Origin of the sequence: Hyphococcus lacteus, from assembly GCF_041058985.1 — a bacterium.
In the GTDB taxonomy this organism is placed as follows: domain Bacteria; phylum Pseudomonadota; class Alphaproteobacteria; order Caulobacterales; family Parvularculaceae; genus Hyphococcus; species Hyphococcus lacteus.
Map to the genome: position 1 here is coordinate 1,546,321 of NZ_JBEHZE010000001.1, position 13,714 is coordinate 1,560,034.

The following is a 13,714-nucleotide window of genomic DNA, read 5'->3' on the forward strand; positions in this document are numbered from 1 at the left end:
GCTTCCAAGGGGCCTGTGTTTATAAGGATTGCTCCATGTTTCTAACACCAAAAGAACGCGTAAAAGAGTACACAGAAAAAGGTTGGTGGGGCGATATCGTCGTTGATGATTTGCTACAGCGGAACCGTGATGCAAAGCCGGATCAAATGGCGCTTGTGGACCCTTCGAACCGCGAGATGTTTGATGGATGCAAGCCACGGAGATTAACGTGGGCGGAACTTGGTGAAGAAGTTGACAGAATGGCGGCCATTTTCCTTGATAATGGTTTGGTCAAAGATGATATTATTACCTATCAACTTCCGAATACGATTGAGACAGTCATCGTCGCTCTCGCGGCGGCGCGTATTGGGCTAATTATTAGCCCGGTGGTGATGCCTTATCGGAAGCATGAGTTAGACTACATTCTAGGAATCGTAGAGCCAAAGGCAATCGTTACCGTCGCGACCTTTGCAAAACATGATCATGCAAAGATGGCATTAGAGCTTGATTGGCATGGGAAAGAACCAAAAGTATTTGTACTTGGTGGAAATGCGCCAGAAGGTACTATTGATACTGACAAAGTGATGAGTGACGCCGGTCCAGAAAAAGCGGTCGCATACAGAGCTGAAAATCCCATTGATCCGGCAGAAGTGTTCACAATTTTTTGGACGTCTGGAACAGAAGCACGTCCAAAGGGTGTTCCGCGCGATCATAATCTATGGATCGTCAATGCAAAGATGGTTACTGAGTTAGCAGATCTGCGTGAAGGGGAGACGTTACTGAATCCTTTCCCGCTTGTGAATATTGCTTCGTTCGGAATGGTCATGCCGTGGTTGTGGCGTTGTGGTACGATGGTGCTGCATCACCCATTTGATTTAAGCGTCTTCCTAAATCAGATCGTTGAAGAGCGCGTGAACTACACAATCGCCGCGCCAGCAATCTTAGCCTCTATTTTAAAGTCAGATGAATTACTCAAAACAATAGACCTATCTTCGGTCAGGGCAATTGGTTCAGGGTCCGCTCCTTTAGCGCCTTGGACAATCGAAGGGTTTGCCAATAAATTTGGGATTGAAATTTGCAATCTCTATGGTTCGAACGAAGGTGCGACGTTGTTCAGCAACCAACGCGCCGTCCCTGATCATGAAGACCGTGCACGGTATTTCCCTCGCTTTGGCGTTGAGGGGCTAGACTGGAAGGGCGATGTTGCGTCGATGGTCGTGACGCGTCTGGTGGATCCCGATACGAATGAAGAAATTACAGAGATCGGAGTACCGGGTGAGCTTCGCTTTCAGGGTGCGCATACTTTTACGGGATATTATAAACTTCCCGAAGTCACGAAAAATGCATTTGACGATCAGGGTTTTTACTGTACGGGCGATCTTTTCGAAATTGCGGGTGAGGGGCCAAATCCGAGATTCTATCGGTTTGTTGGGCGCTGCAAAGATATCATCGTTCGTGGAGGGATGAATATCTCGCCTGCGGAGATTGACGACCTGCTAGCTGGTCATCCTTCTTTCATTGAGGCTGCTGTGGTTGGTGTACCGGATGACGCACTTGGCGAGCGTATGTGTGCCGCGGTTGTTCCAAAAGGAACCGATATCCCCGACATTAAAGAACTGACGCAATGGCTTAAAGATCGTGGAGTTGCTGTTTTTAAATTGCCTGAGAGTATGGAAGTCGTTGATGCATTACCGCGAAATCCGATGAATAAGGTTTTGCGTAAAGACTTGCTTGCAAAAGTTCTAAAGCAGCGAGGGGCGTGATTAATCACGCCCCACTTCAATGAGTTAGGCTTTTACGCCGTTACGAATGAAGTTGCGGTCTGCCCAACAAGAATGGGTCCCGCTTGATAGCTTGTGCGGTAGTGCAATGCGTACTACCGGACCTGCCGCAATATCTTTTGCGTCGATGAGTACGCATTCGGACTTGCCGCGATTTTCATCAATCAAAAAGCTAACCAAATAACCGTCATCTTCATCAATGCCGCCGATCCGCGGAGCGAAAGGTGATTCGCTAGCGTACACTCCTTCGGGGAGTTCGAACGTGGTTGATGCGCCGGTTTCTAAATCATGTTTGATATAGCCGTTGAACAGAAACCAACCGGGTTTCGTTGTGGTGCTATATATGTAGCGATAGGGCTTTGCGGCGTAATTCTGATTGATCATGCCAAACTCGACGACGCGATCGTCGAGTGTTTCTTCAACGGTTTCGCCTGTTTTCAAATTAAAACGCCAACGATGAAGCTCCGGACGGAAACTATGCTCGTCGATAAACGCCATCATTTGTTCGAATCCACGCGGACCTTCTTTGAGTGGTTCGGGTGTCGGCTCGCGTTGGAAGTACCCATCCATGATGATTTCGTCACCATCTTCATAGGCGTTCATGAAATGTAGGACGTAACAGGGCTTTGCTTCGAACCAGCGAATGTCGTCCTGAGAGCCATAACGCGGAATAATAGCAAAGCGAGAGGGAAGGTCGTGTGGCCTTACTGCGTGAATATCCCTCGCCAAAAGGTTTTCATCCCAAAAAACTGGGAGATCATTTAGGATGGAATAATTCTCTGAAAATGCCATGTCATGAGGCAACCGCGGTCCCGGCAAGGGGACGGGCGTGTAATGTGTAAGTTTTCCGTGACGATCGACAACGCCATAATGCATATATGGAGCGTGTTTGGAGTAATTGAAGAATAGCAATTCTCCAGTCCGCTCGTCCACTTTACAATGTGCGGAAACGCCGTCCAAAGGTCCCCACGGGGCGACGCCTTCTTGCTCTAAGGTTTCGGCATCTAACATGTAGGCTTCGCCACATTGATAGAAAGTTGAAAGAATTTTACCGTTGTGAACGACTACGTCAGTGCTCGATGAGTCTTTCAATGCGCCTTGCGCACCAAAGCCCGGCCGTTTAGCGAGTGAGGTCGGGTCAGCGAGACCACCCCAGAGGGATGCATTGGCTTCTTGCTCGGCATAAAAACAACGAGTTCGGACAAAACGATTTTTATATGAAGCCTTCCCGCCGGAAAAGCTAATCTGATGGATCATACCGTCGGCGTCAAATGGATGGTGACGTCCTAATGGTTGATGCAACTGGTTTTCTGTGTTTCGGACATAAATGCCATCAATGTCAGTGGGTATTGTACCCTCAATGACCTCAAGGTTTTCGGCATCGACTTCTTCATGGAGAGGTGTCCACGCTCCGTTGAGGTAGGGGTGGTTACTTGGTTGTAAGGAACTTTTTACGGGTGGGAGTTTGTTAACTTTCATTCAAGCGCTCCGGCATTCTGGTTAGTCGTTACACAGATACTAATAATGTTGTGGTGCGGATTAAAGTAACAATAGCAGTTAGCGGTAATTGTTCATCCACAAAATAAATGCGGCAAATCGAGGGTGGCTCGATTTGCCGCAAGCTTGCCTTCGTTGCGATTAATTCCATTGGGAGAAGGGAAAATCAAAAGCAACGAAGGATAGATCAAGGTCTATAAATTAGAAGCTTGATGCGAATTTAACGCCATATGTTCTCGGTGTTCCAAATGCAGAGAACTCGTCCCCTGCAAAGGGAATAACACTCACGCGGTAAAGTTTATCAGTCATGTTTCTACCGTAGAACTGAAGTGACCAAGAACCATCAGCTGCAGCGATCCCGGCCCGGAGATCGAGCAGGCCGTAACCTGGTTCCAGATTGGTGTTATCTGGCCCATAAAACATCTTCGCCTGATATCCGTAATCAGCATTACCAACCAAGTTCAGGCTACCCGAGACGGGCATTTCAAAATTCGCGCCGACGTTGAATTGGTATTCCGGCGTACGCTGAATTTGATTGCCGCTATAATCAATACCGCGTAGCGGATCGATATAGTTTTTATATTCGGCATCAAGATATGAACCAGAAGCAAAGAATGTTACATAGTCGTGAGGTTTTGCTTGGAATTCAGCCTCGACACCTTTGATGGTTGCGTCAGCAGCGTTGGCTACGACCAAAGTTAGATTGACATCATCGAGCAGTTCAACCTGGAGGTCTTTGAAGTCCGTGTAGAATGCCGCGATGTTAAAGCGGACGCGGTTATCTAATAGGTCGGTTTTTAGGCCGGCCTCATATGTCCAGGCTGTTTCTGGCTGGTAAGCCGTCTCTGCGCCAATTTTATTGCCAGCAGCACCTTGCCAGCCACCGCCTTTGAACCCTTTAGCAGCTGAGAGGTACGCGATTTTCCCGTCGCCAAAGCTCCAATCGACGGTCACTTTCGGTGTGAACTCCGACCATTTGTTATTCGTAGAAACTTCGTATGGGCCTAAGAGTGGTGCGGTTGATAGGATATTATCCATTCCAGCCGGGCCTAAGCTGTATTCGACGGCTTGAACGTCCCAGGTCTTTTTGTCGATTGTGTAACGACCACCGGCTGTAACCGTCAGATCGTCCGTAATGTCGTAAGCAACTTCGCCAAATGCGGCGTAGTTTTTCGAAACGCCAACTTGGAAGAATTCATTGTCGCCATCGAGAATATCGCGCGTGCTTCCGGCGCCGCCTGGCAAGAAAGACGTCGCGAAGTTACGTGACTGGCGACGTGTATTATCGTCAAGATAATACAGTCCGGCGAGCCAACGGAGGCGTTGATCTTGCTCAGAGGCAAAGCGAATTTCTTGAGTTATGCCAGTGTGACGCTCGATCCGCGTAAGTGTAGAATCGGTCAGCGATGGCGGGGAACCGGCACCTGCTTGTGTCCAACGCCCGTCGGCATCACCCTTGCGGAAAGCGCCAAGGTAAGTGGCTGTGACAGGGCCCATGTCCCATTCGAAACGCGCGGTGAAGCCTGCAGTCTCTTTTCGTGCATATTGTTCATATGGGGACTCGTTGGTACGCGGATCTTGTGAAATCAAATTTGGTGTAACCGGACCAAAACCAGGAACAAATGGATTGTCGACGGAGTGACGTGATGGGCCACCACCCTCGTCAGTGCTGGCATCTGCGCTGAGGTTTAGCGTCATATTGTCGTTTAGGTTCCACAGTAACGACAAGCGCGCGGCGTAGGATTCGAGGTCTTCAAGTTCCTCGTTGCGAACAATATTTTCTGCGTATCCATCGTGACGGTTTTGGTAAAGTGCCAAGCGAATAGCAATATTTTCAGTGACAGGGCCGGTTATATGGCCAGACGCGTGAATGGTGTTGTAGTTGCCGTAAGAGACATAACCTGAGCCGCCAAACTCAAATTTTGGTTTCGCTGTCACGAGGCTAAGTGCACCACCAACAACGTTTTTGCCAAACAGCGTGCCTTGTGGGCCGCGTAATACTTCGAGGCGCTCTAGGTCAAAAACCGGGGGAGTGGCAGAGCCACGACGACCAATATAAATTTCGTCAATGAATGTACCAACCGATGCGTCAGCAGTTGCACCGTTGAGGCGTACGGAACCAACGCCACGAATGAAGATTTCAGATTCCATGGTGTCTTGCGACTGGTATGTGAAGCTTGGTACACGCCCAGCGATTTGAGAAATATCAGTGATTTGACTTTCTTTAAGCTGTTCACCGCCGAGTGCCGTGACCGATATCGGCACGTCTTGCAAGTTTTCTTCAACTTTTCGCGCAGTGACGACGATTGTGTCTAGTCCAGCGCGTGCGCTTGGTTCTGATGTTTGTGCGTGCGCTGCGCCGGAGAGCAGTGCGGCTAATGCGGAGGCCTGCAATAGCGCTGTTTTAGCGTGACGGTTACCGATCATGATTCCTACCCTGTTTATATTTTAGACCTAAGTAGGTCCTATTACGCAAGTTAATGATAAAGTGCCCAGTTTTGTCAATATTTAGTTCTCACTCCTGATGATATCGGTGTTTCCGGCTTGACATTTTAGCAACATATTGCACCCCTGTGCTTGCGTAACAGTACGCATAACCGGATCGAAAACACGATTTAGCTCAATAAAATCAACGAAAAATATGAGGAAAACAGCGGAATGACAGCAAAAAGTCTAAATGATGCACAAAAGCTTGCAGTGGCAAAAGTGATGGCTGATGCGTGGCGCGATAAGGATTGGCGAAAAGTTGGTGATCTGTTTGCGGAAGATGGCGTTCTTCACTCGATGATGGTTGATCCAGTTAAGGGGCGCGAAGAGATATATACGCGAATCGCTGCTATGGGTGCAGGGATCGAGCAAATCCTGTTGGATATCGAGCATATCGGTGTGATCGACGGTCGCGTTTATATCGAGCGCGTCGATCGTTTTGTTTATAACGGCCACACGGGCAACCTGCCGGTCGTCGGTGTCATAGTATACAATGACGACGGTTTAATTTCTGAATGGCGCGAATATTATGATCGTACAGAGCTATTAAAAGAGATGGGCGTTGCGGGTGATTTTGACCATGAGACGCGCAATTAAATTATAGACGTTCAACGATTGCGGCGGCGCCGACACCAACGCCGCCGGTAGCGACGACAATGCCCATTTTACCGTCTAATCGATCTAGCGAATCGAGCAGCGCCCCAAATAGAATCGCACCGGTGGCACCCATGGGGTGCCCCATCGCAAGGTGCCCACCATTTATGTTTACCTTATCTATGTCGGGATTGTAGTCGCGCATAAACTTAACTGGCGTGACGGCAAACGCTTCCATGAACTCGATGGCGTCCATATCATCTAAGGTTAGTTTCGCATTTTTTAGCACGCGATCCATAGCCCGAAATCCTGCGGTTAATTGCAGTAGGTGATCATCTGCGGCTTCGGCCACTGCAACAATTCTAGCAATGGGTTTCAGGTCATATCGCTCACCTGTTTCACGGTTGCCCAATAATACAAGCCCGGCTCCGTCAGCGATGGGAGGGCAGTGGGCGACGGTGTGGCGATGTTCAATGCTTTGTAATTCAGGCATTTTTGAACGGATTATGTCATCAAATCCAGCGTCCCCAAACTGTTGAAAGACGGGTTCGAGTTGGGCAAGCTTTGATCCATCGCCGTTGTCGCGAATATTTTCGTCCGCATTGAGGGCTACTGATCCGTCTTCGTGGTGAATAGGTATAACCCGCTTTTTATAAAATCCGTTTGCCCATGCCTTCGCCGCTAATTCGTTGGATCGTACGGTGAAGAAATCCATATCGGCGCGCGAAATATCTTCAGTTACTGCAAGTAAATCCGCGCCGACACCAACGGGTGCCCAGCCCATCCGATCAGCCAGCGCCATATCAGTGTAATAACTTGCATTGTCGGTTAAAAATCCGACCTGGGACATCGATTCGACACCACCCGCGAGCGCAACATCATTTTCACCACAAGCGATTCGTCGTGCCGCTGCTGCGACAGCACTCAGACCACCCACGCAAAAGTTATTAAGACTGAGGGGAGCTACTGTTTCGGGCAGATCCGAAAGTAATTTTGATGCGACGGCAATATGACCGCCTTGCGCTCCGGTTTGGGTAACACAGCTTAATGTCAGCGAATCGGTGTTCTCGACGAGTGTACCAGCATTTCTCTTGCGGAAGGCGTCAATCAGTTGACTGACGAGAATCGGCGGGGTGACTTCTGCGAGAGAGCCATCGGAGCGACCACGACCACGCGGACTTCGCACCGCGTCAAAAACTAAAACTTCCATCAAATGCGAATCCTGACTCTGAAAAATGCAATGTGCATTTGCGGTATAATTATTGCGCAAACCCTATTCGAAAAAAGAGGGCTTGACCGCCCGGTGCTTTCTCTATCGTATAGCTTGCATTGTCATACCTATCAAGGAGGGAACTTAAATGAACATAACAATACGTCGCCCAGCCCGTGCTTTGGGTCTTTCTCTAGCAGCGTCTTTGGCGCTTGTTGGCTGCTCAGCGGCAGGTGATGTTAAAGCCGCATCCTCTGATGGCGCAGGCGAAGAAGAGATCGCCGTTGTCATGGATATGGTTGACGCATGGAACAACACCGATTGGGAAAAGGTTGTAGATCTTTTTGCCGATGACGGTGTTTTGCATTCGATGATGATTGATCCAATTACCGGCAAGGAATCAATTCGTGCCCGCATTAATCACATGGGTGAAGGTCTGGAATCAATCACTCTGCACATTAAAAATATTGGCGTTGGTGGCAATGTGGTTTTCATCGAGCGTGTCGATGAGTTCGTTTATAACGGCCATGCGGGCGAAGTGCCTGTTGCGGGCGTCATCGAAATTGTCGATGGCAAAGTTAAAGTTTGGCGTGAATATTATGACCGTGATGAATTGCTCTCTGAGATGGGCGTAGCGGTCGATTTTGATTCTGAGGCTCGTTAATGCAATCAGGAATCGCAAGTCCGACTAGTGCAACAATAAACAACCCTGATTACCCGAAACCAACAATTGCTTGGTTTACGGTTGCTGTGTTGTTTATCGCCTACATTTTTTCGTTCATCGATCGGATGATTATTGGCTTGTTAGTTGAGCCAATGAAGGCGGACTTGCAGATTTCTGATACGGAAATCAGCCTGTTACAGGGTATGGCCTTTGCGGTCTTTTATACGATTGCGGGAATTCCTATAGGCAGGCTGATTGATCGTTCCTCACGTATAAAGATCATTACTGTGGGGGTTTGCCTATGGAGCTTCATGACGATGGTCTGCGGTTTTGCGGGGCAATATTGGCAGTTGTTCTTGGCGCGGATGGGGGTTGGGGTCGGCGAGGCAACGCTTTCACCCGCCGCTTATTCGATTATTTCAGATAGCTTTGCGCCTAACCGGCTTGGCATGGCAATGGGTGTTTATGGGCTTGGGTCCGCTGTCGGGGCTGGGTTGGCATTTATTATTGGGGCTGCGGTTATTTCGCTTGTCGCGAGCACTGGCGATGTCAGTCTACCAATCGTTGGTGATGTACGCGCGTGGCAGGCGGCATTCCTTATTGTAGGGGCACCGGGTTTTCTCGTCGCCGCTGTTCTTATGTTTTTACCAGAACCGGCACGACGTTCAACCACTGGCCAGCCTGTGACGACGGCACCTTCAAGTGAAGTTCTTGCGTTTGCCAAAAGCCGCAAGGGTGTGTTGCTTGGAATTTTCTTTGGCGTTGGGTTTGTCAATTTATCTGTTTTTGCAGCAGTTTCTTGGTTGCCCGTTCTCTATATGCGTACTTACGAACTTGGTTTATCCGAGGCTGGATATATTGCCGGCGGCGCAATGGTTTTTGCTGGCTTTGTTGGTCTGCTTGGTGGTGGTTGGGTCTGCGATAAGTTGGGCGGCCAAGCGCATCATCGAATGATGGTTTCCGCAGTTGCAGGTGTTGGCGGCATTATTGGTGGGTTTTTGTTTCCGCTAATGCCCGGGCCTATTGGCGCAACGATATTGTTCATTATATTCTTTATTGCATGCACTACCCCCGTCGGTGCAGCGATTTCTGCACTTCAACAGATATCCCCAAATACAATGCGCGCGACATTATCTGCCGCGTACCTATTTGTAGTGAACATCGTCGGGATGGCGCTCGGCCCTACGGCGACCGCGCTTATCGGCGATACATTCTTCCCGCAGGCTGAGGGAATCCGTTATGCGATGGCAATTGTCGCAGGCTTTGGCTTTGTTGGTGCGGTTACGTTGTTTTATATGACTGCGCGGCGATTAAAGTCAGATGCCGAGGGGGCTGTTACGCCGGCAAATGCCGCTAGTGCCTAAACCCTTTGCACCTTCCGGGCGAATCCTGGCGCTGACATATGACGTTGTTTGAGCTTGGGAAAAGAATAGACTAAGACTAATAGGAGTGGCGACTACAATAAACATAAGTATGGGCAATAAATGAACCAGCCGAAACTGATAAGAACCTGCTCAATATGGCGGGCACTGGAGGTGATTGGAGATACTTCGGTGCTTCTTATCCTTGAGTCTATTTGGTTGGGGGCGCATCGATTTGATGAAATTCGTGGCCGAACCGGTCTTCTGAAAGCCCTGCTGAGTGACCGTCTTAAGCGCCTAGTCGCCGCCCAGGTCCTTGAAAAACGACTCTATAACCATAACCCACCAAGATACGAATATGTGGCAACACAAAAAGGTCGTGACCTTTATTGGACAGCGCTGATGCTACTTCGTTGGGAGCGAAACTGGGGTACAAAAGACGGTAAAATTAAAATCGTCCTAAAGCATAAAAAGTGTGGTCATGAATTTGATCCAACACCGCTCTGCGGAACCTGCAAAGGACCAGCGTTAGCTCGGGAGGTGACCTGGAAAGAAGGACCCGGCGTTGGTTTGATGTCTCCGAAATATAGTCGACGTCGGCAACATCGAGAAGTGGGTAACGATGAATCTGATGCGACCACATTGATGGAAGATTCAGCTCAACTCATGGGTGATCGTTGGGCGGGGCTTGTCTTACGGTCTATTTTCACAGGGCTGCGACGCTTTGAAGAAATTCGTAAAGATACGGCCATCGCGACGAATATTCTTTCGGAACGGCTGGCTTGGTTGCTTGAAAAAGACATCATCACGCAGCATCAGTATTCGGATGTACCGGTCCGTTATGAATATCGCCTTAGCGAAAAAGGGTTGGACTATTACCCAGCGCTATTGATGCTTCTTCAGTGGGGAGATAAATATTATGTTTCCCCCGAAGGCCCTCCGCTTTTGTTGACGCATAAGGCATGTGACAAAAAGCTTGATGCAATCGTTGCTTGCTCTCATTGCCATGAGGCAATAGCGGCCGAGGATGTTGAGTTTGAGGTTCAAGAATCTAAGAAGGCAACAAAGAAAACCGCTTAGATATACTTTCGTTATCATACCAACTCGATTAAGATAGCCTCGTTCAATGAACAAAGGGGCTTGTTGAATGAGCGAAACCAAATCCACGGATCAAGGCCGGGTTGCTATTGTTACTGGTGCTGGGAAAAGTCTTGGTGCTGCCTATGCTCATGCGCTGGGTGCGCGTGGACTGAAGCTTGTTGTCAATAACCGCTGCCGCGAAGGCGAATCGCCATCCGCTGATAAGGTCGTAGCGGAGCTTCGAGCAAAAGGCGTAGACGCCGTCGCGGAATATTCGGACATCGCTGAGCCGGGCGCTGCGCAAGCTATCGTCCAAAAAGCAATAGACCATTTTGGACGTCTTGATGTCGTCGTGTTTAATGCGGGGATTGTTGGTGACGCTGGGTGGTTTGGAAAGTTCGATATCGATAGTTTTCGGTCGGTGATGGAAATAAACTATTTTGCGAATGTCGCTATCGCGCTTGCAGCATTGCCACATTTAAAAAAATCCGGATCAGGACGATGTATTTTTGTATCTTCTGCAGCCGGGCAATATGGCGCGCGTGGCCTTGCTCCTTATGCCGGGACGAAAGGAGCATTGACGTCATTTGCCCTGACATTAAGCGACGAACTCAAGCGTTATGGTGTCGGTGTAAATGTGTTAACGCCATTTGCAGTTACCCAGATGACTGCAAATGATTTTGGTGATGACGGGGCATACGCAAAGCCAGAACATACGGCGCCAGCGGTTGCATGGATGGCGAGTGCAGATAACCCGATGACCGGTCAGGTTTGGGTTGCTGCCGGTGGACATTATCGTAGAGCAATGTCGGTTGAAACGCTTGGGGGCAATGGCGAAAACACGCCGGAATGGTTGTCCGAAAATGCGGATGCCATGTCTTCTTTGGATGACCTTAAAACCTTTCCGGGAGCGCAAGAGGCATTCTACGATATTTTTTCGGAAGTAATCAGTAAAAAGAATAAATAATAGGAAATTCAGCTATGACATATAAAGTCGTACAGTGGGCTACGGGCGCGATGGGAAAAACTTGTATGCGCGGTGTAATCGATCGGCCTGATCTCGAACTGGTCGGGGTTTATGTCTATGGCGACCGAAAAAATGGCCAAGATGTCGGTTCGTTTTTGCGCCGCGAAGATGTCGGCGTGACAGCAACGAACAATATTGACGAAATTCTCGCGCTTGAGGCGGATGTTGTCATTCATGCCGCGCGCGTTCAGCCGCCTTACGACAGTCATGATGCCGATATCTGTCGTTTGCTGGAGGCAGGCATGAATGTGATCTCGATCAATGGCAATACCTTTCCGGGGCATTGGCCGGACGAGCGCCGCCAGCGCATTGAGATTGCGGGCCGAAAAGGCAATGCAAGTTTCATGGGCGCGGGCTTGAATCCTGGGTTTGCCATCGAAAAATTAACGGCTGCGGCATCGGGGATTTGTCTTGATGTCACCGGCATTACATTATCAGAGACAGTGCTTTGCCATGAAATGCGTAGCCCGGAATATGTTTTTGATCTTCTGGGTTTTGGATCTGAACCGGGCGAGATTGATCCCAACGGAGAAGGTTGGGCACCTGGCGCATTGCTAAATGATATGTTCGAAGAAGTTGTTGCTTGCGTCGCGGATCGGCTAGGTATTGAGCTTGACAGTATTCGGCGCGATCACCGCATGTTGCCAGCGAAGCAAGACTTGAGCATCGCAGCGGGTAAAATTTCAAAAGGCAAAGTGAGTCACCTTGATTGGCGCTGGCGCGGCATTGTGGATGATAGAGCCGTTATCAATCTTGAAATTGCGTGGGTGATGGATGGTGAACACCTAAAACTCTCACCGGATGATTTATGGCGTATAAAAATAGATGGTACACCGACAGTCAATTTGGCGCTGGGCCTTGAAGCAGCTAAGGGCTATACAGGCCGTACATCGGTCGAGCAATTGGCCGTTGCGGGGGGCGTTCTAAATGCGATCCCCTATGTGGTTGACGCTGCGCCGGGACCGGTCGCAACGCCATTATCCACACCGTGGCGAAAGCCAGCCTAGCTGGCTGGCCAATTTTTATTTCTTAATTGGCATTGCTGACTGGCCTCTACGGCCAGGTCGTATTGGGTTTTCAATTCAGTAACGATGTCGCGCGCGGGACGGATCTCTCTGACCGCGCCAACACCGTGCCCCGCAGACCAGAGGTCGCGCCAAGCTTTGATGTCTTTTTGGGATTCTGCAAAGTCGGGCTTTCCGCGCCCTGCGACAGCCTCCAGGTCAACACCAGCGCGTTCAAGGCTGGCTTTTAAGTAATAAGCGTTTGCGCCGGTAATCGCACTTGATGCTACGAGGTCTCTAAACTCTGCTGCGACGACAAACTTTCGGTAATCGGGATGTGCCACAGTTTCGTCGGCACCCAGAAAATGTGTACCGACATAGGCCAAATCGGCACCTAACACTTCTACGGCGCGAATGGCCTGACCGGTGTTTATACCGCCGCCCAAAACGATGATGCCGTCAAAGAATTCCCGCACTGCGGCCACAAAGGCGAATGCACCCATCTCGCCGGTGTGCCCGCCTGCGCCTGCGCTCACCAAGACCAGCCCGTCGACGCCGGCATCCGCAGCTTTACGGGCATAATCAACGGAATTGACATCGGCGAATACCAAGCCGCCATAATTATGAACGGTGGGTAATACTGGTTTCGGTCCTCCGAGAGCCGTGATTACGATTTCGGGTTTGTATTTCTCCAGCAATTCAATTTCTGCGTTCATGCGGTCATAGGACGAGTGTGTGATCATGTTGGCAGCAAATGGCGCAAGCCCATCGGTGTCCGTGAATGTCGCGCCTAGCCATTCATCGAGCATTTCGATGGTTCTTGCCAAAGGGAATGGGAATGACCCCATAATGCCTTCGCGGCGGACCGCACGTGCCAGATCGGGGCCGGAAACCAGAAACATTGGTGCGACAATAACGGGAAGTGCTAATCTGCCGTCGAAGCGTGAAAGCAGCGCTCTCGATCTGTTTGTCATATAGTCGGCCCCTTTGGGTTGGCTGCAACAGTAGCTTGCATTAACGTACCTAAGGG

11 protein-coding genes are annotated in these 13,714 nt (G+C 49.7%); 7 read left to right on the top strand and 4 right to left on the bottom strand.

All coding sequences use genetic code 11. The annotated features are described in order from the left end of the window. The first annotated feature begins 35 nt into the window (after nt 1–35). Nucleotides 36–1,742 (top strand): class I adenylate-forming enzyme family protein, encoded by a 1,707-nt coding sequence (locus ABFZ84_RS07410; protein ID WP_369313332.1) that lies wholly within the window; start codon nt 36–38, stop codon nt 1,740–1,742. A 24-nt stretch (nt 1,743–1,766) separates the two neighbouring features. Here ABFZ84_RS07410 and ABFZ84_RS07415 read toward each other — a convergent pair whose 3' ends face one another. After that, entirely contained in the window at nt 1,767–3,239 is a 1,473-nt protein-coding gene (locus tag ABFZ84_RS07415) for a carotenoid oxygenase family protein (protein WP_369313333.1), read from the bottom strand. 219 nt (nt 3,240–3,458) lie between these two features. Then, nucleotides 3,459–5,684: a TonB-dependent receptor gene (locus ABFZ84_RS07420; RefSeq protein WP_369313334.1), complete on the bottom strand. Its 2,226-nt coding sequence runs from the start codon at nt 5,682–5,684 to the stop codon at nt 3,459–3,461. Nucleotides 5,685–5,915: 231 nt separating this feature from the next. Between ABFZ84_RS07420 and ABFZ84_RS07425 the strand changes: the two genes are divergently transcribed. Continuing rightward, a complete protein-coding gene (locus tag ABFZ84_RS07425; RefSeq protein WP_369313335.1) occupies nt 5,916–6,341 on the top strand; it encodes a nuclear transport factor 2 family protein in 426 nt (141 codons plus the stop codon). A 1-nt stretch (nt 6,342) separates the two neighbouring features. Here the strand turns inward: ABFZ84_RS07425 and ABFZ84_RS07430 are convergent, their stop codons facing one another. Then, nucleotides 6,343–7,548 carry an acetyl-CoA C-acyltransferase gene (locus ABFZ84_RS07430; protein WP_369313336.1) on the bottom strand — a complete coding sequence of 402 codons (1,206 nt, stop codon included), beginning with the start codon at nt 7,546–7,548 and terminating at the stop codon, nt 6,343–6,345. Between the two features lie 148 nt (nt 7,549–7,696). Here ABFZ84_RS07430 and ABFZ84_RS07435 point away from each other — a divergent pair, with 148 nt between their 5' ends. The 5 genes from ABFZ84_RS07435 (at nt 7,697) to ABFZ84_RS07455 (ending at nt 12,687) form a co-directional block, all read left to right on the top strand. Then, complete coding sequence (locus tag ABFZ84_RS07435; RefSeq protein WP_369313337.1) at nt 7,697–8,212, top strand: limonene-1,2-epoxide hydrolase family protein; 516 nt, start codon at nt 7,697–7,699, stop codon at nt 8,210–8,212. After that, nucleotides 8,212–9,576 (top strand): spinster family MFS transporter, encoded by a 1,365-nt coding sequence (locus ABFZ84_RS07440; RefSeq protein ID WP_369313338.1) that lies wholly within the window; start codon nt 8,212–8,214, stop codon nt 9,574–9,576. The genes ABFZ84_RS07435 and ABFZ84_RS07440 overlap by 1 nt, the downstream gene beginning before the upstream one ends. A gap of 120 nt (nt 9,577–9,696) precedes the next feature. Then, the gene (locus ABFZ84_RS07445) at nt 9,697–10,653 is read left to right on the top strand and encodes a winged helix-turn-helix transcriptional regulator (protein WP_369313339.1); all 957 of its coding nucleotides are present in this window, start codon (nt 9,697–9,699) and stop codon (nt 10,651–10,653) included. Nucleotides 10,654–10,720: 67 nt separating this feature from the next. Beyond that, a complete protein-coding gene (locus ABFZ84_RS07450) occupies nt 10,721–11,620 on the top strand; it encodes an SDR family NAD(P)-dependent oxidoreductase (RefSeq protein ID WP_369313340.1) in 900 nt (299 codons plus the stop codon). A gap of 14 nt (nt 11,621–11,634) precedes the next feature. Further along, nucleotides 11,635–12,687 (top strand): NAD(P)H-dependent amine dehydrogenase family protein, encoded by a 1,053-nt coding sequence (locus ABFZ84_RS07455; RefSeq protein ID WP_369313341.1) that lies wholly within the window; start codon nt 11,635–11,637, stop codon nt 12,685–12,687. Here the strand turns inward: ABFZ84_RS07455 and ABFZ84_RS07460 are convergent. Next, a complete protein-coding gene (locus ABFZ84_RS07460) occupies nt 12,684–13,658 on the bottom strand; it encodes an NAD(P)H-dependent flavin oxidoreductase (protein ID WP_369313342.1) in 975 nt (324 codons plus the stop codon). The two genes, ABFZ84_RS07455 and ABFZ84_RS07460, sit on opposite strands and share 4 nt — an antisense overlap. Nucleotides 13,659–13,714: the final 56 nt, after the last annotated feature.